The 20,365-nt window shown below is 71.6% G+C and carries 16 protein-coding genes; 9 read left to right on the top strand and 7 right to left on the bottom strand.

The features are described from left to right. Window positions 1–237 precede the first annotated feature (237 nt). Window positions 238–1,374 (top strand): OmpA family protein, encoded by a 1,137-nt coding sequence (locus ACLF3G_RS04105; protein WP_430668048.1) that lies wholly within the window; start codon window positions 238–240, stop codon window positions 1,372–1,374. A 53-nt stretch (window positions 1,375–1,427) separates the two neighbouring features. On the opposite strand, the gene ACLF3G_RS04100 is transcribed toward ACLF3G_RS04105, so the two are convergent. Further along, the gene (locus ACLF3G_RS04100) at window positions 1,428–2,711 is read right to left on the bottom strand and encodes a glycerate kinase type-2 family protein (protein ID WP_430668047.1); all 1,284 of its coding nucleotides are present in this window, start codon (window positions 2,709–2,711) and stop codon (window positions 1,428–1,430) included. 80 nt (window positions 2,712–2,791) lie between these two features. On the opposite strand from ACLF3G_RS04100, the gene ACLF3G_RS04095 reads away from it, so the two are divergent. After that, a complete protein-coding gene (locus ACLF3G_RS04095; RefSeq protein ID WP_430668046.1) occupies window positions 2,792–3,097 on the top strand; it encodes a DUF1244 domain-containing protein in 306 nt (101 codons plus the stop codon). A gap of 79 nt (window positions 3,098–3,176) precedes the next feature. Continuing rightward, the gene (locus ACLF3G_RS04090) at window positions 3,177–3,479 is read left to right on the top strand and encodes a DUF2312 domain-containing protein (protein ID WP_430668045.1); all 303 of its coding nucleotides are present in this window, start codon (window positions 3,177–3,179) and stop codon (window positions 3,477–3,479) included. On the opposite strand, the gene ACLF3G_RS04085 is transcribed toward ACLF3G_RS04090, so the two are convergent. Further along, window positions 3,480–4,169, bottom strand: a complete 690-nt coding sequence (locus ACLF3G_RS04085) for a 2OG-Fe dioxygenase family protein (RefSeq protein WP_430668044.1) — start codon at window positions 4,167–4,169, stop codon at window positions 3,480–3,482. Window positions 4,170–4,318: 149 nt separating this feature from the next. On the opposite strand from ACLF3G_RS04085, the gene ACLF3G_RS04080 reads away from it, so the two are divergent. Beyond that, window positions 4,319–5,767: a PLP-dependent aminotransferase family protein gene (locus tag ACLF3G_RS04080; RefSeq protein WP_430668043.1), complete on the top strand. Its 1,449-nt coding sequence runs from the start codon at window positions 4,319–4,321 to the stop codon at window positions 5,765–5,767. On the opposite strand, the gene ACLF3G_RS04075 is transcribed toward ACLF3G_RS04080, so the two are convergent. Further along, on the bottom strand, window positions 5,764–6,636 hold the full coding sequence (locus tag ACLF3G_RS04075) for a shikimate dehydrogenase (RefSeq protein ID WP_430668042.1): 873 nt from the start codon (window positions 6,634–6,636) through the stop codon (window positions 5,764–5,766). The two genes, ACLF3G_RS04080 and ACLF3G_RS04075, sit on opposite strands and share 4 nt — an antisense overlap. 264 nt (window positions 6,637–6,900) lie before the next feature. Here ACLF3G_RS04075 and ACLF3G_RS04070 point away from each other — a divergent pair, with 264 nt between their 5' ends. Together ACLF3G_RS04070 and ACLF3G_RS04065 are read left to right on the top strand one after the other, a co-directional pair. Beyond that, window positions 6,901–9,084 (top strand): ATP-binding protein, encoded by a 2,184-nt coding sequence (locus ACLF3G_RS04070; protein ID WP_430668041.1) that lies wholly within the window; start codon window positions 6,901–6,903, stop codon window positions 9,082–9,084. A gap of 138 nt (window positions 9,085–9,222) precedes the next feature. Next, window positions 9,223–9,732 carry a ferritin-like domain-containing protein gene (locus ACLF3G_RS04065; RefSeq protein ID WP_430668040.1) on the top strand — a complete coding sequence of 170 codons (510 nt, stop codon included), beginning with the start codon at window positions 9,223–9,225 and terminating at the stop codon, window positions 9,730–9,732. Between the two features lie 13 nt (window positions 9,733–9,745). On the opposite strand, the gene ACLF3G_RS04060 is transcribed toward ACLF3G_RS04065, so the two are convergent. The 3 genes from ACLF3G_RS04060 to ACLF3G_RS04050 form a co-directional block, all read right to left on the bottom strand. Then, the gene (locus ACLF3G_RS04060) at window positions 9,746–11,002 is read right to left on the bottom strand and encodes an ATP-binding protein (RefSeq protein WP_430668039.1); all 1,257 of its coding nucleotides are present in this window, start codon (window positions 11,000–11,002) and stop codon (window positions 9,746–9,748) included. Continuing rightward, a complete protein-coding gene (locus ACLF3G_RS04055) occupies window positions 10,999–11,820 on the bottom strand; it encodes a response regulator transcription factor (RefSeq protein WP_430668038.1) in 822 nt (273 codons plus the stop codon). Before ACLF3G_RS04055 ends, ACLF3G_RS04060 begins: the two co-directional genes overlap by 4 nt. Window positions 11,821–11,946: 126 nt before the next feature. Then, on the bottom strand, window positions 11,947–15,555 hold the full coding sequence (locus ACLF3G_RS04050) for a PAS domain S-box protein (RefSeq protein WP_430668037.1): 3,609 nt from the start codon (window positions 15,553–15,555) through the stop codon (window positions 11,947–11,949). Window positions 15,556–15,857: 302 nt separating this feature from the next. On the opposite strand from ACLF3G_RS04050, the gene ACLF3G_RS04045 reads away from it, so the two are divergent. From ACLF3G_RS04045 to ACLF3G_RS04035, 3 genes are read left to right on the top strand one after another with little or no spacing between them, the layout of a single operon-like run. Next, window positions 15,858–16,070 carry a hypothetical protein gene (locus ACLF3G_RS04045; protein ID WP_430668036.1) on the top strand — a complete coding sequence of 71 codons (213 nt, stop codon included), beginning with the start codon at window positions 15,858–15,860 and terminating at the stop codon, window positions 16,068–16,070. Between the two features lie 23 nt (window positions 16,071–16,093). Beyond that, window positions 16,094–17,287 (top strand): PqqD family peptide modification chaperone, encoded by a 1,194-nt coding sequence (locus tag ACLF3G_RS04040; RefSeq protein WP_430668035.1) that lies wholly within the window; start codon window positions 16,094–16,096, stop codon window positions 17,285–17,287. 54 nt (window positions 17,288–17,341) lie between these two features. Next, entirely contained in the window at window positions 17,342–19,279 is a 1,938-nt protein-coding gene (locus ACLF3G_RS04035; RefSeq protein ID WP_430668034.1) for a PAS domain-containing protein, read from the top strand. On the opposite strand, the gene ACLF3G_RS04030 is transcribed toward ACLF3G_RS04035, so the two are convergent. Beyond that, window positions 19,240–20,346 (bottom strand): 4-oxalomesaconate tautomerase, encoded by a 1,107-nt coding sequence (locus ACLF3G_RS04030; RefSeq protein ID WP_430668033.1) that lies wholly within the window; start codon window positions 20,344–20,346, stop codon window positions 19,240–19,242. The genes ACLF3G_RS04035 and ACLF3G_RS04030 overlap by 40 nt on opposite strands. Window positions 20,347–20,365: the final 19 nt, after the last annotated feature.

Here is a 20,365-nt window from a genome sequence, read left to right as displayed (position 1 = left end):
GCATGGCTTATGCTTAGGGGATCTAAGCACGCGCTGCAAATCCGAATTTGCCGCTTACCTTTGCTAAGTAAAGCGAGGCGGGCGTGGCTTGGCAGGCAGTCTGCGGCATTCCTGCCACACCCCCTCCCAAAATAATTTGCCCATGCCGCCTTTTTCAGGGAACCGCGTTCATCCCGCAGGACGCCGCGGCCGGAGATCACCCGCCCCGGAACAATCGTCCGACCGGAGATACGATCGATGAGCTTCAGGAAGACCCTTCTGGCCGCCCCGCTTCTGGCGGTGCCCCTGATGATGCCGGCGGCGAGCCAGGCGCAGCAGGTCAACGGCTTCTACATTGGTGCCGGCGCCGGCGTGAACTGGCTGCAGGACACCGACATCTCCTCCACCGGCCAGCTGGCCGATACGCTGCGCCTTTCCGGCCGGCCGACCGGTGGCGAAGTGTCCTTCGACATGGGCTGGGTTGGCGTGGTGAGCCTCGGTTATGGCTTCGGCAACGGCCTCCGCGCCGAGATCGAGGGCAGCTACCGTGAGAACGAGGTCGACAGCATCGGCGGCTTCGGCGGCACCACCCGCGCCGCCGGCACCGCGCGCAGCTACGGCGTGATGGCCAACGCGCTGTATGACTTCGATGTCGGCGCGAACTTCGGCGGCTTCTCGTTCCTGCCGTATGTCGGCGTCGGCGCCGGCTACATCTGGCGCGAGTTCGACGATGTCCGTGCCAACGTGCTGGGCGGCAGCGTCCGCACCGATGGCAGCGACGGCCGCTTCGCCTACCAGGCGATCGTCGGTGCCTCCGTGCCGCTGACGCAGTGGGCGCCGGGCCTGGCCTTCACCGCGGAATACCGCTTCCTTGGCACGCTGGAGCACGACATCGACACCAGCAGCGGCGGCGGTGCCTTCACCGTGGCGCGCGGCGGCACGAAGTCGGAGAACTACAACCACTCCATCCTGCTCGGCATCCGCTACGCCTTCGGCCAGACCCCGCCGCCGCCGCCGGTGATGGAGCCTGCGCCGATGCCCGCCCCGGCCGCCGCCCCGGCGCCGGCGCGTACCTACCTGGTGTTCTTCGACTTCGATCGCGCCGACCTGACCGACCGTGCCCGCCAGATCATCGGTGACGCGGCGCAGAACGCGACCGGCCAGGGCGTGACGCGCATCGAGGTGGCCGGCCATGCCGACCGCGCCGGTACGCCGCAGTACAACCAGCGCCTGTCCGAGCGCCGCGCGGGTGCGGTGGCGGCGGAGCTGGAACGCCGTGGTATCCAGCGCAGCAACATCAGCGTGCAGGCCTTCGGCGAAAGCCGGCCGCTGGTCCCGACCGCCGACGGCGTGCGCGAGCCGCAGAACCGTCGCGTGGAAATTGTCCTGCGCTAAGCCTCTGCCCAAGGCCCTCTCCCCCGAAAGGGGGAGAGGGTTGGCTGAGCTGCCTACCCCACCAGTACCGCTCTGAAATCATTCACATTCGTCAGCGTCGGCCCGGTCTCCAGCAGGTCGCCGAGCGCCTTGAACAGCGTGTAGCTGTCATGCCGCCCCAGCACCGCCCGCGGATCCAGCCCCGCCACCCGTGCCCGCGCCAGCGTATCCGGCGCAGCGATCGCACCGGCATTGTCCTCCGACCCGTCGATCCCGTCCGTGTCGCCCATCAGCGCCCAGATGCCCGGCGCGCCGTCCAACGTCACCGCGCAGCCCAGCAGCGCCTCCCCATTCCGCCCGCCGCGCCCGCCGCCCTCGGTCCCGATGGTCACGGTCGTCTCGCCGCCGGATAGCAGGACACATGGTCCGGACAGGGGGTGGCCATGCGCCCGCGCCGACGTCGCGATGCCCGCCAGCACCTTGCCCACCTCCCGCGCCTCGCCTTCCAGCGCATCGCCCAGGATCAGCGGCGTCAGGCCGAGTTTCCGCGCCACCTCCGCCGCCGCCTCCAGCGCAAGGCGCGGCGTCGCGATGAAGCGGTAGTCCACCTTGCCCAGCCGGGGGTCGCCCGGCTTCGGCGTTTCTTCCGCCGCCGCCGCCAGATGCGCGGTCACCGCCGCGGGTAGGACCATCCGATAATGTGCCACCAGCGCACGGGCCTGCGCGAAGCTGGTTGGGTCCGGCACGGTGGGGCCGGAGGCGATGGCCGCCGGGTCGTCGCCTGGCACGTCCGAGATCGCCAGCGTCACCACCCGCGCCGGCGCCGCCGCCAGCGCAAGCCGGCCGCCGGAAAAGGCGGACAGGTGCCGGCGGATGCAGTTCATCTCGTTGATCGTGGCGCCGGAGGCGAGCAGCGCCCGGTTCACGGCCATCAGGTCTTCCAGCGTCAGGCCGGGGGCGGGCAGGGTGGTCAGCGCCGAGCCGCCGCCGGAGACCAGGAACAGCACCAGATCCTCCGCCGTCAGCCCCGCCACGGCCTCCAGCACCACCCGCGCAGCCGCCGCCCCCGCCGCATCAGGCACCGGGTGCGACGCCTCCAGCACCTCGATGTGCCGTGTCGGGTGGCCATGGCCGTAGCGGGTCACCACCACGCCGGACAAAGTGCGATGCGGCCAGGCATCCTCCACCGCCGCGGCCATGACGGCGGCCGATTTTCCGGCGCCGACCACGACGACGCGGCCCGCCATAGGCGGCTCCGGCAGGTGCCGCGCCAGCACCACGCGTGGATCGGCGCTCGCCACCGCCGCCGCGAAAAGCTTCGTCAGTGCCGCGCGGGCTTCGCTATCCGTCCAGGCCATCCGGGTTCCCCTTGTGGCAGCCAGTATGGCGAAGCGGCCTGCGATGGACCATCTACCGGACGATAGCAGGAGACCCCGCCATGCCCGAGATCGACGCCGCCACCCGGACGGAACTCGAAGCCGCCGCCTTTCGCCGCCTGGTGCAGCACCTGCGCGATCGCAGCGACGTGCAGAATATCGACATGATGAACCTGGCCGGCTTCTGCCGGAACTGCCTCTCGCGCTGGTACCGCGAGGAAGCCGACGCGCGCGGCACCAAGATCACGGACCCGGAGGCGCGGGAGATCGTCTACGGCATGCCCTACAAGGACTGGCAGGCGCTGCACCAGAAGGAGGCCTCGGCCGAGCAGAAGGCGAAGTTTGCCGCGACCAATCCGGGACACTGATCCGGGCACTGGCCCGGTTTGCCTGCCTGCCAGACCGCCGCTATACGCCGCGCCTCCCCATACTGCCTGGAGGCCTCGGATGAGTGATTTGGACGAACAGGAGGCCAAGGCCAGCCGCGACCGCCAGGAGAAGGACCCGGACCCCGAGGTCGGCGGCATCGCCGTCGACCGTCTGCGGTCGATCATCGAGCGGGTGGAGCGGCTGGAGGAGGAGCGCAAGGCGCTCGCCGGCGACATCAAGGACATCTTCTCGGAGGCCAAGTCGGCCGGGTTCGACGTCAAGGTGATCCGCGCGATCATCTCGCTCCGCAAGAAGGAACCGGCCGAGGTGGAGGAGCAGGAGACCCTGCTCGACCTCTACCGCCGCGCCCTCGGCATGTAGTCAGGCCCGCCGGAGCGTCACCACCAGCACATCCCGCGTCGCCGGCACACCGGCCTCAAGCGGAGCGATGGGCGTGACGCCGTGCCGGATGCGGTGGTCGTCCAGCACCATCGCCTGGCCGGGTTCCGCCAACTCCACCTCGGCCAGCGCGCGGCCTTCCGCGTCCTGGATCAGCGTCCGCCCGCCCGATACGTTGCGGCGGCCGACCAGCATGATGAACACCAGATCCACTCCATCCCGGTGCACCCCCTCCGGCGTCGGCAGCCCCGGCGTGCCGGGCTGGCCGAGGATGCGGAACTGGTGCACCTCGATGTCCCAGGAAGCGGGCGCCGATTGCAGGCCATCCGCCAGGTCCCTGCAGAAGGCGAGGAGGGGCGCCAGCGCCGGCTCCACCTCCGGCAAAACCGGTTCGAACCACCGATCCACGTCGCCATTCAGCCGGTTATGCGCCAGCGCCTGACGGTGCGGCCGGTGCGGCTGGCGCGCGATGCCGGCCTTGCCCGGTGCCGCGGCAAAGGTGGCGTGCCGGCGCAGACGGTAGCGGCCGCCATCGCCCATATGCGCATCCAGCGCCAAGTCCTCGAAGCTCGCGGCGAAGCCGGGGGCTACCGGCCCGGCGTCGAGCAGGGCGTGGCCCTGCCGCGCCACCTCCGCCCGGATTGCCGCCAGCCTGTCCCGCGCCGCATCCATCACCGTTGCCTCCGCCTGAGCCCAGCATCGGCGCGTGGCACTGCGGCGTCCCGGTACGGTGACAGCGGGATGACAGCGAACTGTTTGGCCTGCGCGCCGATACAGTTGCATCTTGCGGCCGTGACGGTGCGGCGCGACCTTGGCCGGACATGCAGCCTTCCCCCGAACCGCCGCCCGCGTCCCGCATCCCCGGAACCAGCCTCGTCTTCACGGTCGAGCGTGGCGGCGCCGCCTCCGTCGCGGACCAGATCGCGACGCGCTTCGCCACAGCGATCCGGCAGGGGGAGGTCGCGCCTGGGGCCCGGCTTCCCTCCATCCGCGGCCTCGCGCGCCGGCTCGGCGTCAGCCTGCATTCGGTGGTGGAGGCCTATGACCGGCTGGCCGCCGGCGGCCTGGTCGTGGCACAGCCCGGCTCCGGCGTCTTCGCCGGCCTGCCCACCTTGCGGCAGGACGTCGTCGCGCTGCCGGAGCCCGACACCGCGGACCCGCTGGGTCTCGCCCAGGCTGCGATCGATGCCCAGGGCACCGCGCTGTCCCCCGGCAATGGCTACCTGCCGCTTGAGTGGGTGCGGGACGCCTGGACCGGCCCGGTGCTGGCGCGCTTCCAGCGCCGCCTGGCCGAGACCCTGCCACATGCCGCCCCGCCGCAGGGGATCGAGGCGCTGCGCGACCAGGTCGCCTCCCGGCTGGCGGCACAGGGCATCGCCATCGGCCTGGATGGCGTGCTGACCACCTTCGGCTCCTCGCACGGGCTGGCCCTGGTGATCCAGACCTGGCTGCGCCCAGGCGACACGGTCCTGGTCGAGGATCCCGGCTACTTCCTGCTGTTCCCGATGCTGGAACGCCACGGCGTCCGCATCCTGCCCGTCCCGCGCCACCCCGAGGGGCCGGACCTGGACGCCGTGGAGGCCGCCTGCCGCCAGCAACGCCCGAAGCTGTTCTTCGTGCAGTCCGTGCTGCACAACCCGACCGGCTGGACCGCGACTCCCGCCAACCTGCACCGGCTGCTCGGCATCGCCGAACGGCACGGGCTGCTGCTGGTCGAGGATGACGCCTATGGCGACCTGCATCCCGGCAGCCCGGTGCGGCTGGTGCAACTCGGCGGTGGGGATCAGGTGGTCTATGTCGGCGGCTATACCAAGACGCTCGGGCCCGGCGCGCGGGTCGGCTACCTCGCCACCTCCCGCGCCCGGATGGCGGCGCTGTTGGAAACCAAGGCACTGTCGGTGCTCACCGGCTCCTCCGTCGATGAACTGCTGATCCTGGAAATGCTGGCCGGCGGTCAGTACCGCCGCCACCTCGACCGCCTGCGCCCCAGGCTGGCCGCCGCCCGTGGCGCCGTGGCGCAACACCTCGCCGCGCTGGGGATGGAGATCGGCGATGCCAGCGCCACCGGCCTGTTCATCTGGGCACGCCTGCCGGCCGCCTGGCAGGCCGGGCGCCTGGCCGAGGAAGCCTGGCGCCGCGGCGTGCTGCTGGCGCGCGGCGAGTTGTTCCGTCCCGGCCGCCAGCCGAGCGACCGCCTGCGCTTCAACGTCGCCCGCAGCAACGATCAGCGCCTGCTCGCCCTGCTGCAGGACAGCGCCGCCGCGGCCTAACCCGGTGCCGCCGCCATCTCCGCAAAGTGCCGCAGCATCCGGTCCGGATCCGGCGCCAGGCCGGTGAACAGCCGGAAGGCGCCGGCGGCCTGAAACACCGCCATGCCGCCGCCATCCAGCGTGCGGCAGCCCAATGCCCGGGCGGTGCGCAACAGCTCCGTCTCCAGCGGGAAATAGACGATCTCCGCCACCCACAGCTCGGCCCGCAGCAACGCCGCCGGCAGCGGCAGTCCTGGCAGCTTCGCCATGCCGACCGGCGTGCAGTTCACCAGGCCATCGGCGGCCGCCACCGCGGCGGCAAGGTCGGTGCAGGCCGTGGCGCGGTCGCTGCCGAAGCGCGCCTGCAACCCCGCCGCCAGCGCCTCCGCCCGCGCCGGGTCGGTATCGGCCACCGTCAGCAGCCCGGTCCCCTCCGCCAGCAGCGCATGCGCCACCGCCGCCCCGGCGCCGCCGGCCCCCAGCTGCACCACTCTCGCCCGCGCCACCCCCGGCAACCCGCGCCGGAAGCCTTCCGCGAAGCCGGTGCAATCCGTGTTGTGGCCGATGCGCCGGCCACCCCGCAGCACCACCGTATTCACTGCGCCCAGCGCGCGCGCATCCGGCGAAAGATCGTGCAGCAGCGGCACCACCGCCTGCTTGCAGGGGTAGGTGATGTTGAGCCCGGCGAAGCCCATCCATTCCGCCGCCTTAAGGAGGTCCTCCAGCGCATCCGGGCCCAGCCCCAGCCGGTCCAGGTCGATCAGCCGATAGACCAGCCGCAGCCCCTGCGCCGCCCCCTCCCGTTCCTGCATCGCAGGCGTGCGGGAGGCCTGGATGCCGCTGCCGATCAGCCCGGCCAGCAGGGAGGGGTGGTGGTCCCAGCTCGTCATCTCGCGTCTCCGACTCCAGGCCCCGCCAGGGCCGCACGGCAGCACATACACGCTCCGAAGCGCTGCGGATGCTGCCGCGCCGGCCCTGCGCGCGCCGCCGCCGGTCGCGCCGCAAAAGGTTCGCCCGCGTGATTATTCGCCGTCGCGCGAAACCCGCCCCGGCCTCGATTGTTTTTGCCGCAAGGATGGCAACGGGGTTAGACCCCACCGCAGGGTCCTGCCGCGTCCCGACGTGGCACCTGCGTGCGAACACAGGTCGGGCGGATGAACACATCTGAACGAGAGGGCGAGCTTCAGCGCCAGCAGGAGGCACTCGCCAAATTCGGCGAGCGCGCGCTACGGCTGGACCAGTTGCAGGAGATCCTTCAGGAAGCCTGCACGCTGGTCCGCTCCGCGCTCGGGGCCGATCTCGCCAAGGTCATGGAGTTGCAGGCGGACGGCCGCACCCTGCTGGTTCGGGCCGGCATCGGCTGGCCACCCGGCGTGGTGGGCGAGGTCCGGGTGCAGGCGCATGCCGGCTCCTCCGAAGGCTATGCGCTCGATACCGGGGATCCGGCCATGTCGCCGGATATCGAGACGGAGGAGCGCTTCACCTACCCGGAATTCATCCGCGACGCCGGTGTGCGCGCGCTGGTGAATGTCGTGATCCTGGGCACGGAGAATCACCCGCCCTACGGCATCCTGCAGGTCGACAGCCGGCATCCGCGCAACTTCGACGACCACGAGATCAGCTTCCTGCGCAGCTACGCCAATCTGCTGGCCGCTGCGGTCAACCGCCTGCGGATCGCCGCCGAGGGCCGGCGCGCCGAGGCCGCGCTGCGCGAAAGCGAGGATCATCACCGCGCCTCCGTCGAGTTGAACCCGCAGATCCCCTGGACCGCAGATGCCTCTGGCACCGTCACCGGCTTCAGCCCGCGCTGGCTGGACCTGACCGGCCTGCCGCAGCAGGACGCGGTAGCACGCGGCTGGGCCGGCGCCGCGCATCCGCAGGACCGCCCCCGCATGGAGGCCGCCTGGGCGCAGGCGGTGGCGGAGGGCACGCCCTTCGATGTCGAGGCCCGGATCTGCACCGCAGACGGCAGCTGGCGCTGGCTGCGCGCCCGCGCCTTTCCGCGCCGTCCCGCGGGTGATCCGAAGGGCCGGCCCATCGCCTGGTATGGCACGATGGAGGACATCGAGGACCGCAAGCGCCTTGAGACCCAGTTGCAGGCGGCGAACGAGGCGCTGGAGCAGCGTGTCGCGGAACGCACCGCGGCGCTGCAACGCGAGCAGGAGGAGCGCGCGGCGGCAGAGGAAAAGCTGCGTCAGTCGCAGAAAATGGAGGCGGTCGGCCAGCTGACCGGCGGCATCGCGCACGACTTCAACAACCTGCTCACGGCCATCATCGGCAGCCTGTCCTTCCTGGAGAAGCGCCGCCTGCAGGGCCGCTTCGACGAACTCGGCCGCTATGTTGCCGCGGCGCAGACCGCCGCCTCCCGCGCCGCCGCGCTGACGCACCGCCTGCTGGCCTTCTCCCGCCGCCAGACGCTCGACCCGCAGCCCACCGATCCGAACCGGCTGATCCTGGGGATGGAGGACATGATCCGCCGCACCGTCGGCCCTGCCGCCCGGGTCGAGGTGCGGCCGGAGCCGGGTGCCTGGACCACCATGGTGGACCGGAACCAGCTGGAGAACGCGCTGCTCAACCTGTGCATCAATGCCCGCGACGCCATGCCGGATGGCGGCCGCCTGAGCATCGCCACCGCCAATGCGCGGCTCGACCGGACGATGGCGGCGGAACAGGACCTGGCACCGGGCGAATACGTCCGCGTCAGCGTCACCGATACCGGTGCGGGCATGACGCCGGAGGTGGTGAAGCGCGCCTTCGACCCGTTCTTCACCACCAAGCCGCAGGGCAAGGGCACCGGGCTCGGCCTGTCCATGATCTACGGCTTCGTGCGACAGTCGGGCGGCCAGGTGCGCATCGTCTCGGCACCTGGCCAGGGCACTACCGCCACGCTGTTCCTGCCGCGCCACAGCGGCGCGGCGCGGGCCGCTGAGGCCGATGTGCCACGGCGTGCCGAGGCCAAGACGCAGCGGGGCAAGACCGTGCTGGTGGTGGATGACGAGGAAGCCGTCCGAACCCTGGTGGCGGAGGTACTGGCCGAACTCGGCTGCGCGGTGGTCGAGGCCCCGGACGGTGCCGCAGGGCTCGGCGCGCTGCGGCGGGCGGGTTCGGTCGATCTGCTGGTCACCGATGTCGGATTGCCCGGCGGGATGAACGGCCGCCAATTCGCCGACGCCGCCAGGCATCTGCGCCCCGGGCTGCCGGTGCTGTTCATCACCGGCTATGCCGAAACCGCGGTGATCGGTGACGTCGCGCTGGAGCAGGGCATGGCGCTGCTGACCAAACCCTTCGAAATGGACGACCTCGGCGGTCGCGTCCGCGACATCCTGGGGCCCGCGTAACGCTCCGCGCCTCGTCATCCGAGCGTTCCGCCGGCGCCAGGAACCTCCGGCGAGGGCTGCGTTGCATCTCCCACGGGGCCGCATCGGCCCGTCATCGGGCGCGAACCTTCCGGCGCGCCCCATCGACCGGAGAACGCCATGCAGCAGAACTTCCGCGAGATCTATGTCGACGGGCTGGTCAATGCCCGCGCCCTCGAGACCCAGGCCATCCAGATCCTGTCGCGCCAGGTGGAGCGGCTGGAGAACTACCCCGAGATGGAGCAGGCGCTGCGTCGCCACCTCCAGGAAAGCGAGGTGCAGCGGGACCGGCTGGACGAGTTGCTGGCCGGGCTCGGCACGTCGCACTCCGCGCTGAAGGACATGGCGACCGGCTTCATGGGCAACATGGCCGCGATCGGCCACGCGGTGATGCCGGACGAGGTGCTCAAGAACGCGCTGGCGAATTACGCCTTCGAGCATTTCGAGATCGCGTCTTACAAGTCGCTCATCACCCTGGCCGAACTCGCCGGCCACAGCGCCGCCCACGCGCCGCTCGATCTGTCGCTGCGCGAGGAACAGCGGATGGCGCAGTGGTGCGAGGCCAACCAGGAGGCCGTGGTGCGGCGCTATGCCGAGCTCCGCGCACAGGGCGCCAAGGCCGGGGTCTGAACCGCGGCCGGCCTCAGCCCCGGGCGGCCGGGGCCGGAAGCTCGATCCGCGCCTCGGTGCCCCCACCCGGCCGGGGCCGCAGGTCGAGCCGCCCGCCATGCGCGGCAGCGACGCGGCTGGCCAGCGCCAGGCCCAACCCGGCGCCGGGCCAGGCCCGCGTCTTCGACATGTCCGCCTGCAGGAACGGCGTTCCGACCTGGGCGCCCAGGCCGTCCGGCAGGCCCGGACCACGGTCCTGCACCAGCAGCACGGTGCCACCCGAGGCCCCCACCGTGCTGCCCAGTTCCACCGGAGTGCCGCGCGCGGAGGCCTTGATGGCGTTGTCCACCAGGTTCGCCAGGGCGCTCTCCAGCAGCCGCAGGTCGCCCGACACGACGTGCTGCGACGCCGTATCCGCCCGCAACGCGACGCCCGAGGCCGCCGCCGCCCGTCCCATCCGTCCTGCCACCCGCGCCAGCAGCCGGTCCGAGGGCTCCACCACCGGCACGCCGAGCCCGCGCCCGTGGTCCAGCGCCACGATGTCGAGCGCCGCCTCGATCAGCCACAGCAGCCGCTCCGCGCCGTCATGGATCAGGCGGCCGAAATCACGCACCTCCTCCGGCCGCAGCCCGGAGGTCGCCGACAGGATCTCGGAGAAGCCGAGGATGGGGATGAGCGGCGTCCGCATCTCGTGCGAGATCACGGCAAGCAGGTCACCGCGCATCCGCCGGCTGGCGGCCAGCGCCGACTCCGCATCATCGAGCCGAACCGCGGAGGCGGCGAGATGCTCGGACAGGCGCGCGCGCTCGGTTTCCGCCGCCTGGATGCGCGCCTCGACCTCGGCGATGCGCCTGGCGCCGTCCCGGCGCTGCCGGCTGCTCGCCAGGGCGCGCTCGACCACCAGCGCCACCTCGGCCAGCCGCAGCGGCTTCTGCACCAGGTCGAAGCTGCGCGCCCGCAGCGCGGCCAGGGCGACATCGGTGGTGGCGGCCCCGGTCAGCAGCACGACTTCCAGCGCCGATGTCTCCGGCCGTTCCCGCAGCAGGTCCTCCGCCAGGGACAGTCCATCCTGGCCGGGCATCCGCACATCGGTGAGCACCACGGCGATGTCCGGATCCTCCTGGACGCGGGCCTTCGCGGCCTCGGCGCTGCCGACGCCCTGCGCCCGGTAGCCGCGCTGCAACAGCGACCGCAGCAGCAACTCCACGATCAGGCGCTCGTCGTCGACCACCAGGATTCCGAGCGCCCTGGCCCCACCCGCCGTGGCGCCGGCGGTGATGTGGTTCGTCACCACACGAGCCGATAGCCCTTGCCGCGCAGGGCCGCGATACTGATGCGGCCGCTCGACGCGCCGAGAAGCTTCTGACGCAGGTTCGAGGTCAACTGGTCGACGCCACGCTGTTCGGGCAGCAGCCGGCGGCCCAGCACCGCCTCCGAGATCGTGCCGCGATCGACGAGATGTTCGGGAGAGGCGAGCAGCAGCGCCAGCAGCCCGGCCTCGCCGCCGGTCAGCCGGGTCTCGGTCCCATCCGCCGCGACCAGCCGGAACCGTGCCGGCTGCAGGCGCGTGCCCTCCAGGGTCCAGCCCGACGGATCGCGGCTCGGCGCCGCTGCCGGTGGGGGATCCTGCGGCTCGTTCGCGGCCACCGGCACCGGGTCTCGCAGCGGCTCCGCCGGCCCCGTTGCCACGACGGCATCAAGGCGGCGGCTGAGCGCCCGGATGCGCGCCACCATCTCGCGCAGCGAGAAGGGCTTGGTCAGGTAGTCGTCCGCACCGACCTCGAGACCGACGACGCGATCCACCTCGTCGCCCCGGCCGCTGATCACCATGATGCCGCGGCCCGGGCAGCCGGCGGCTTCACGCACGAAGGCGATGCCGTTGCCGTCCGGCAACCCGAGGTCGATGATCACCAGGCGGGGATTGTCCCGGTGCAGGCGGACCCGGCCTTCGGCGAGCGTGCGGGCGGTGATGGTGGTCCAGCCATCCCGCGCCAGGGCGATGCAGACGGTATTTGCTACGGCAGCATCGTCTTCCACCACCAGGACCGGTCGCGGCAGGGCTGGCGTTTCGTGCGGGTCATGCGGAGCGGCGGTCGAGTCGGCGGCCATGGGCGCTCCCGGCGGGCGGCAAAGATGATGCGCCGCTTATATCTATCGTCCTGGACGCAGCTTTGGCAACCTTGAGGCGATTTTCCCCCTCAGACCTTCGTCGGAGGTTTATTTCCGGTAAAATACTCAACCTTTTGGTTCGTTCAATTCCTGCTCCAGCGCAAGCCGCAGCTTCTCCGCCAGGTCCCGCCGTCGGTAGGGCTTGTTCAGCAGCAGCACGCCGGGGTCGAGCCGGCCGTGGTGGATGATGCCGTTCTGGGTGTAGCCGGAGGTGAACAGCACCCGCAGGCCGGGCCGCAGCCGGCGGGCCGCCTCGGCCAGGGCCGGGCCGTGCAAGGCCCCGGGCATCACCACATCGGTGAACAGCAGGTCGATTCGGGCGGGCGCGCGCAGCACCTCCAGCGCCTCTGCGGCGTTCGCCGCCACGACCACCTCGTAGCCGAGGTCGCGCAGTTGCGTCGCGACATGCGCGCGCACCATCCCGTCATCCTCCACCACCAGCAGGCGTTCCGCCCGGCCGCGTGGCGGCTCCGCCTCCGCCCGCCGGCTGCCGCGGCCGGCGCCGTCGGTGGCACGCGGCAGGTACAGCTTCACCGTGGTACCTAGGCCGGGTTCGGAATAGATCTTCAGGTGCCCGCCGGACTGCTTGACGAAGCCAAACACCATGCTGAGCCCGAGGCCGCTGCCCTGGCCGACGTCCTTGGTCGTGAAGAACGGCTCCACCGCGCGCGCCGCGACCTCCGCCGTCATGCCGCTGCCGGTGTCGGACACGGCGATCATCACGTAGTCACCCGGTGCGACCTCGGATTCGTGCCGGGCATAGGCCTCGTCCAGCGTCACGTTCGACGTCTCGATCATCAGCCGGCCACCGGCGGGCATGGCGTCGCGGGCGTTGAGGCACAGGTTGAGCACCGCATTCTCCAGCTGCGGCGCGTCGATCATGGCGGGCCACAGGCCCGTGGCATGCACCAGCTCCGTCTCGACATGCTCGCCCAGCGTCGGCCGCAGCATCTTCGCAAGCTCCCCCAGCAGCAGCGGCAGGTCCACCGGCCGGGGGTCGAGCGCCTGGCGCCGGGAGAAGGCGAGCAGCCGCCCGGTCAGCGCGGCGCCGCGCTCGGCAGCGGCCATGGTCATCCGCGCCATCTCCGCCATCTCGGTCTGCGCCGGATCGGGCGGGCCGGGGCCCTCCTGCAGCGCCTCGGCCAGCAATTCCGCGTTGCCCAGGATCACGGTCAGCAGGTTGTTGAAGTCGTGCGCTACGCCGCCGGTCAGCTGGCCGATCGCCTCCAGCCGCTGCGCCTGGCGCAGCGCGCCCTCCAGCTCCAGCCGCGACGTGATGTCGGTGTTCACCGCGAGGATGGCGCGGGGCGCGCCTCCGGCATCGCGCACCAGGGTCCAGGTGCCTTCCACCATCAGCCGGCTGCCATCCTTGCGGCGCTGGCCCACCTGTCCGGTCCAGGCGCCGTCCTGCAGCACGGCCTGCAAGGCGCGGCCGCAGGCGACGGGATCGTCGGAGGTAAGCTCCAGCGCCGAACGGCCCAGCACTTCCGCCCGGCTCCAGCCATACAGGCGCTCGGCGCTGCGGTTCCAGAACTGCACCCGGTGGTCCCGGTCCACCACCAGGATGGCGTCGCTCGCCTGGTCCAGCAGCGCCGCCTGCTGCGCCATCTGCAACTCGGCCAGCTTGCGTTCGGTGACGTCGCGAAAATACAGGGTCAGGCCGTCCCGCGCCGGGTAGGCGGTGATCTCGAACCAGGCCTCCAGCGGCGCGAAGAAGTAGGTCAGGTTGCGGGTCTCGCGGTTGGCCAGCGCGGCGCGGTAGGTGACCTCGACCTCGGTGCCGATGGCCTCGGGGAACACGTCCCAGATCCGCTGGCCGATCAGCTCCGTGGCGCTGCGGCGCAGCAGCCGCTCGGCATGGGCGTTGACATAGGTGAAGCGCCAGTCGGCGCCCATCGCCACAAGCCCGTCGCTGAAGCTCTCGAAGGTGGCGTGCAGGTCGGCGGCCAATTCGCGCGCGGCGTTCTCAGCCCGCAGCCGCTCCGTCACGTCCATCACCACGACAAGGGAGGCGGGCTGGCCACGGAAGGTGATGACGCGCGACAGGATCTGCACCTGCCGTTCCCCGCCGGTCGCCGTGCGATGCGTCCACGGGCCACTCACGAGCAGACCCCCGGTGAAGCCATGCGCCGCCGCGGCGACACTGGCGCGCTCGGCTTCCGGCCGGATGTCCAGCAGGTTCATTCGCAGGAACTCCGCCCGCGTCCAGCCATAGGCGGCCACCGCCGCCTCGTTCACCTCGAGGAAGTCCAGCGTGGACTTGTCATAGACCCACATCGGCGCCGGGTGGTTGTGGAACAGGTCGCGAAAGGCGGCCTCGCTTTCGCTCAGCGCCGTCGTCTCCTCCCGCTGCCGCGTCGTGTCGCGCTGGATCGCCATCCAGTGCGTCCGCCAGCCGGCCGCGTCGGTGACCGGGGAGACGTTGACCTCCGCCCAGTACAGGCTGCCGTCGCGCCGGCGGCTGCGGATTTCCTGGCGCACCGGCCGGCCTTCGGCCATGGCCTGCCGGATGGCGCGCCAGGCCTGCGGATCAGCCTCCGGCGCCAGCAGCAGGCGGGGATTGCGCCCGAGAAGCTCCTCCGCCGCGTAGCCGGTCTGCCGCAGAAGGGCGGCGTTGGCGTAGGTGATGCGGGGCCCGTCCGTGTGCTGCGTGCCGGCATCGGCCACAAGGACCGGATCGCTGCTGGCATCCACCACGCGGCGGAACAGGTCCAACTCCTCGGTGTCCCGCAGCCGGCGCAGCAGCGGGTGCAGCGCGCCGGCCGCATCCCGCAGCAGGGCGGCCACCTGTGCCAGGTCGGCGCGGCCGGGGCCGAAGCCGAAGGTGATGCAGCAGCGTTCGGAGGCCATGGTCACCGGCGTCAGCACCATCGCCGCCATGCCGCGCGTGGCACCCAGCGCCGCGCCCGGCCAGCGCCGCAGCGCCGCGTCGTCGAACTTTTCGACGATGATCTGCCGGTCCTCCAGCAGCGCCTGGCCGGCGCCGGTGCTGTGCACATCGAGGTCCAGCGCCCGCAGCCCCGCAACATGCGCACTGTCCGCGAACGGCCCGCTGCCCTGGCCGCTGACCAGTTGCAGGCGGCGGCCATCCGGGGCCAGGCGGAAGAACAGGCACAGCAGGCTGCCGGTGGCGTCGCGCAGCAGGGTCATCGCGGCATCGATCGCGGCGGCGAAGCTCGGCGCCTCCGCCACGATGCGCAGCAGCGCATCGCGCGGCGCCGGCGGCGCGGGCAGCAGGGCGGAGATGGCCGCGGCACAATCCCGCAGCACCGCCCGCTGCGCCGTGCCCAGCCCGCCGCGTGGCGGACCGTCCAGCACGGCCAGCACGCCGACTGGCGTGCCGGACGCCCCGTGCAGCGGCACGGCGGCCCGGAAACCCATCGGCAGGGCGGCAAGGTCCGGCTGGTCCGTCGCATCGGCCAGCAGCCATTCGCCGCCACGCGCGAAGGCCGCCGCGCAGAAGGCCTCGGCGGCGACAGGGCTTGCGGGCGGCAGCAGCCCACCCTGCGCCAGCCAGGCCACCGCGATCTGCGCATCGAGGCCACGCGCGGCGAGGCGCAGCAGTGGTGCCAGCGCCGCGCGATGCCCTAGATCCGAGGCTTCGGCCATCCAGGTCGGGTGCTGCACGGTGCTGATCCCCGGATTGCCGGCCAGCCACGCGGGCTGCACCAGCATGATCGTGACGATATCGCGTCGCCACCGTCCGTCAATCGCCTGATCGTGATGCGGAGGTCATGTCGCCGGCAAAAGCGCGCCAAAGCCGCGCTATGCCTGATGAATCGCAGTTCATGTGCGGCTTCGCGGCGGCCCTGAGGCCAACGCCGCGCCGCCGGTGCCGATTGCCGCCATGATTCGCCTTTCCGGTGGCACAGAGCGCGGCAAATGCTGGCTTCGGCCGGCACCACTGCCGCAGGACGAACCCGGCAGCCGAGCCTCCCCGAGCTGATCCCCATGAAGTCCCGGAAAGGATGAGTCCCATGTCGAACCCCGCAAACTCCGCCTCGTCCCGCCGCCTGATGCTCGCACGGTTGGGCCTGGCTGCCGGCGCCGGCTATGTGGCGCCGACGCTGTTCGGCCTTTCGGAGACCCGCGCGCAAAACCTTGCCAACGTCTCCCGCCCCTCGGTCCCGTCGCGCCCGTCCCGGGTGCGGGGGCCCCGCGCCTCGCGGCCCTCCCGGCCCAGCCGCTAGCCGCGCGGGGATGCAGCGGGGCCATGCCGGTCGCGGACTGGTTGCGGCTGGACTTTCCTGGCCTGGCGCGGCCGGTGCTGGTGCCGGACGATGCCGGCCTGACGCAGGGTCTGGACCGGATCCTGCGAGGCTGGACGCCGCGCGTCAGCCACACGGCGCAGGTCCCGGCCGATGCGCTGGCCTGGCTGGTGCCGCAGGATGGCGCCTACTGCCTGCATTCCACCCTGCTGGACGCGCCGCTGCCCGGCCTGTCCACCGCGGCCGCGCTGTGCGGGCTGGTAGCGGACCTGGCGCAATGTTTCTACGAGCAGCGCCCGGGCAGCCTGGCGCTGCATTGCGGGGCCGTCCGCATCGCCGGCCGACTGGTCGCCCTGGCCGGCAGCGCCCATGCCGGCAAGAGCACGCTGGTTGCCCGGCTGGGCGCTGAGGCGGATCTCGAGATCTTCGGGGACGACGTGCTACCGCTGCTGCCGGATGGCCAGGCCTATGCGCTGGGCATCGCGCCGCGCCTGCGCCTGCCGCTGCCCGCGGCTTCCACCGACGACTTCCGCGCCCATGTCGCCCGCCGGGCCGGGCCGAGCGATGGGCGCTATGCCTATGTCGCCACACCAAACCTGGCGCCGCACGGCACTCGCGGTGCGCTGGCCGCCCTTGTCGTGCTGCAACGCCGGCCGCGCGCGGCCGCGCGCCTGCACCGCGTGGCGCCGGCCGAGGCACTGCACCACCTGCTCGCGCGCAACATGGCCGGAACGCCGGATGCGGCCTTCGGGGCCGCGCAAGTCCTCGCTTCCGGCCTGGCCTGCGTGAAGCTGGTCTATTCCGGACTGGATGACGCTGCCGCGCTGCTGCGCCAGGCCTTCGGCCGGCCGGCGACCGGACCGCCCCTCGCGCTCGGCCCGGAGATCCCGCCCATCCCGGCCCGGCGTCCGCCCGTGCCGCCGCACCAGACCTTCCGCCGCGCCGCCCGGGTCGTGCTGCGCCGGCATGGGGAGGCCGCCTTCCTGTGGCACGCGGGGGAGGCCGGCTTCTGGCATCTCAACGCCGTGGCACATGCCGTCTGGGCCATGCTCGAGGAACCCTGCAGCGCCGCGGAACTTGCGGAGGCGCTGGCCGAGGTCTTTACCGACATTCCCGCCGTCCGGCTGCGCCAGGATGTCGCCGCGCTGCTCGGCGGTCTCGCGCTTCATGGCCTGATCGAGCCCAGCAAGCCCCGGTGACCTACCGTTCAGGTTGACATGAACCCTTGGGCCGCTACGTCGTTGCCATAGCACATGCAAAGACCCGGCACCTCCGCAGCGCGGCACGTCGACCCAAGACCCGGTCCGGCCGCCATTGCGGCGGGCGGCGAGATGGGTGCGCGCATCCGTGCACATGACTGGGCCGCCACGCCGCTCGGCCCGATCGAGGCCTGGCCGCAGGGGCTGCGCACCGCGCTTCGCCTGATGCTGACCACGCGGCACCCGGTGTTCATCTTCTGGGGGCCGGACCATCGCTGCCTCTACAACGACGCCTATGCGGCCTCGCTGGGTCCGGAGGCGCATCCGCGCATCCTCGGGATTCCCTTCCGGGAGGCAATGCCGGAAGCCTGGCCGTTGATCGCCTGGCAGGTGGACCAGGTGATGCAGGGCGGTGAGGCGACCTGGCATGAGGACCACCTGGTCCCGATCTGGCGCCACGGCCGCCAGGAGGAAGTCTACTGGACCTACAGCTACGGCCCCATCGACGATCCGGCCACCCCGCACGGCGTCGGCGGCGTGCTGGTGCTCTGCCACGAGACCACCCGGCAGGTGCAGGCGCGGCAGGACGCCGAGGCGCGCTACAGCATGCTGTTCCAGGCGATCGACGAAGCCTTCTGCATTGTCGAGATGCTGTTCGACGTCGAGGGCCGCGCGTTCGACTACCGCTTCGTTGAGGTGAACCCGGCTTTCCTGCGCCACACCGGCTTGCAGGGCGCGGAAGGACGGACGGCGCGGGAACTGGTCCCGGATCTCGAGCCGTACTGGTTCCAAATCTATGGCGACGTGGCTGTGACCGGCACGCCGACACGATTCGAGAACCACGCGGCCGGCCTCGATGATCGTTGGTACGACGTCTACGCCTTTCGTGTCGGCGATCCGGCTCAGCGCCGCGTCGCGATCCTGTTCAACGACATCACCCAACGCCGGCGTGCCGAGATGGCGCTGTCGGACCGCGAGGAACGTCTTCGCCTGATCGTTGAGGGGGCGCGCGACTACGCCATCTTCACCACAGATGCCGACGGACTGGTCGACCTGTGGCCGCCGGGCGCCGCCGCGGTATTCGGCTGGACGGCGGATCAGGCCATCGGCCGCCCCGCCGCCATCACCTTCACGCCGGAGGACCGCGACACCCGCCAGCCCGAGCGGCAATTGGCCCTGGCGCGCCGCGACGGCACGGCGCCGGATGTCGGCTGGCGCCTGCGCCATGACGGCATCCGCGTCTTCATCGAGGGCAGCGTCACGGCGATGCGTCACGCGGATGGACGCATCCGCGGCTTCCTGCGCATCGGGCAGGACGTCACCCGCCGCCGCGCCGGGGAGGAGCGCCAGGCCCTGCTGACGCGGGAGGTCGACCATCGGGCGAAGAACGCGCTGGCCGTGGTGCAGACCATCCTGCGCCTGACGCGGGCGGAGAATCTTTCGACCTTTGCCAGCATCGTCGAAGGCCGGGTCGCCGCGCTGGCCCGGGCACAGACCCTGCTGGCGGAGGAGCAATGGGTCGGTGCCGACCTGCACACGCTGCTGCGGGGCGAGCTGGCGCCCTTTCTTGGTGGCCAGAGGGTGCAGATGGATGGCCCGGCGCTGGTGCTGCCGCCGGGGATGGCGCAGCCGCTGGCCATGGCGATACATGAACTGGCGACGAATGCCGCCAAGCACGGCGCACTGTCGATCGAGGGTGGGCAGGTCCGCGTGACCTGGGAGCGTCGCCCCGGCCAGCATCACGATGAATCGGCTCGGCTATGCCTGCAGTGGCGCGAAGCCGGCGGCCCGCCCATCGCCGCGCCACCGGGCCGGCATGGCTTCGGCGCGCGGGTGCTGGAGGGGACGATCCGGCGACAGCTCGGCGGATCGCTTTTTCTGGACTGGCGGGAAACGGGCTTGGCCTGCGGCATCGAGGTGCCGCTGGCCAATGAAGATACCGTGCTGGCGGATCAGCCCGCGGAGCCGTCCCAGACGCTGGCGGGAATGTAGACCTCGCCCTTCATGATACGCCGCGCCGTGCGCAGCGTGCCGCCGCCCAGGATGGTGGCGCTGCCGTCTTCCGCGGTGCCGGTGGTGATGACGGCCTCCATCACCCCGGTTGGGTGTTCCAGCACCACCATCTCCCGCGCCGCGTCATTCACCACGGCGATGCCGGCGGCGACCGTTCCGGGCAGCTTGCAGGCGCTGGCGATGCAGATGCCGCCCGTGACGGCCATCGCCTCATGCGTGGCCAGCGGCGTGAAGTAGCGCGCGGCGACGCCCTTGCCGCCGGCCGGCTCGCCGACCATCGCGAACTTCGGCATGACCTTCCCTGCCACGTCGCCCATGCCCATGGCGAGGCCGGCGGCACGGCGGATGCGCTCGATGCGGTCCATGAAGTCCCGGTCCGCATCCAGCTCCTTCGCCGTCTCGCGCGCCGTCTTGCCGAGGTCCCTTGCGCGCGCGATCACCACGGGCATCGCCACGTCGAGGCAGGTGACGTCGACGCCTTCGATATGGTCGAGAGGGTTGCCCGTCGGCATCAGCTTGCCGGTGGCGCCACCGACGGCATCGGCGAAATTCAGCACGATGGGGGCGGCGGTGCCGGGCACGCCGGCGATGCTGGCATCGCCGTCATAGGTCACGCGGCCGCCCGGGGTCTGCACCACGGCCTCGATCAGCGCGCCGGTGTTGACGGCGCGGATCAGTACGCGGGTCTCGCCATCCTCGGCCGGCACCAGGCCGCTTTCGATGGCGAAGGGGCCGATACCGGCCAGCATGTTGCCGCAGGTGGGGCCCCAGTCGACGAAGGCCTTGTCGACGGAGACCTGCGCGAACAGGTAGTCCACCTGCTGCTTTTCCCCGGGTGCGGCCAGGCTCACCATCACGGTCTTGCTGGTCAGCGTGGTGGCGCCGCCCAGGCCGTTGATCTGCCGCGCATCCGGGGATCCCATCACCGCCATCAGCACGCGCCCCGCGGCATCACGGTCCGCCGGCAGGTCGCCGCGCAGGAAGTAGGGGCCGCGGCTGGTGCCGCCGCGCATGAAGGTGCAGGGGATCGCGGTTTGCAGGGTCATGTGTGGTCCTTCACGGCGG

It is taken from the genome of Falsiroseomonas sp. HC035, from assembly GCF_050563525.1.
Lineage (GTDB): Bacteria > Pseudomonadota > Alphaproteobacteria > Acetobacterales > Acetobacteraceae > Falsiroseomonas.
Note: the sequence above shows the minus strand (reverse complement) of the source record. Positions and strands in the feature narration are given on the sequence as shown.

Bases quoted from the DNA above. Each gene is read 5' to 3' on its own strand.
- ACLF3G_RS04030 (WP_430668033.1), bottom strand. From the start codon at position 20,346: ATGACCCTGCAAACCGCGATCCCCTGCACCTTCATGCGCGGCGGCACC.
- ACLF3G_RS04090 (WP_430668045.1), top strand. From the start codon at position 3,177: ATGAGTGATTTGGACGAACAGGAGGCCAAGGCCAGCCGCGACCGCCAG.
- ACLF3G_RS04080 (WP_430668043.1), top strand. From the start codon at position 4,319: ATGCAGCCTTCCCCCGAACCGCCGCCCGCGTCCCGCATCCCCGGAACC.
- ACLF3G_RS04035 (WP_430668034.1), top strand. From the start codon at position 17,342: ATGCAAAGACCCGGCACCTCCGCAGCGCGGCACGTCGACCCAAGACCC.
- ACLF3G_RS04085 (WP_430668044.1), bottom strand. From the start codon at position 4,169: ATGGATGCGGCGCGGGACAGGCTGGCGGCAATCCGGGCGGAGGTGGCG.
- ACLF3G_RS04105 (WP_430668048.1), top strand. From the start codon at position 238: ATGAGCTTCAGGAAGACCCTTCTGGCCGCCCCGCTTCTGGCGGTGCCC.
- ACLF3G_RS04100 (WP_430668047.1), bottom strand. From the start codon at position 2,711: ATGGCCTGGACGGATAGCGAAGCCCGCGCGGCACTGACGAAGCTTTTC.
- ACLF3G_RS04075 (WP_430668042.1), bottom strand. From the start codon at position 6,636: ATGACGAGCTGGGACCACCACCCCTCCCTGCTGGCCGGGCTGATCGGC.
- ACLF3G_RS04045 (WP_430668036.1), top strand. From the start codon at position 15,858: ATGTCGAACCCCGCAAACTCCGCCTCGTCCCGCCGCCTGATGCTCGCA.
- ACLF3G_RS04040 (WP_430668035.1), top strand. From the start codon at position 16,094: ATGCCGGTCGCGGACTGGTTGCGGCTGGACTTTCCTGGCCTGGCGCGG.
- ACLF3G_RS04095 (WP_430668046.1), top strand. From the start codon at position 2,792: ATGCCCGAGATCGACGCCGCCACCCGGACGGAACTCGAAGCCGCCGCC.
- ACLF3G_RS04055 (WP_430668038.1), bottom strand. From the start codon at position 11,820: ATGGCCGCCGACTCGACCGCCGCTCCGCATGACCCGCACGAAACGCCA.
- ACLF3G_RS04065 (WP_430668040.1), top strand. From the start codon at position 9,223: ATGCAGCAGAACTTCCGCGAGATCTATGTCGACGGGCTGGTCAATGCC.
- ACLF3G_RS04050 (WP_430668037.1), bottom strand. From the start codon at position 15,555: ATGCTGGTGCAGCCCGCGTGGCTGGCCGGCAATCCGGGGATCAGCACC.
- ACLF3G_RS04070 (WP_430668041.1), top strand. From the start codon at position 6,901: ATGAACACATCTGAACGAGAGGGCGAGCTTCAGCGCCAGCAGGAGGCA.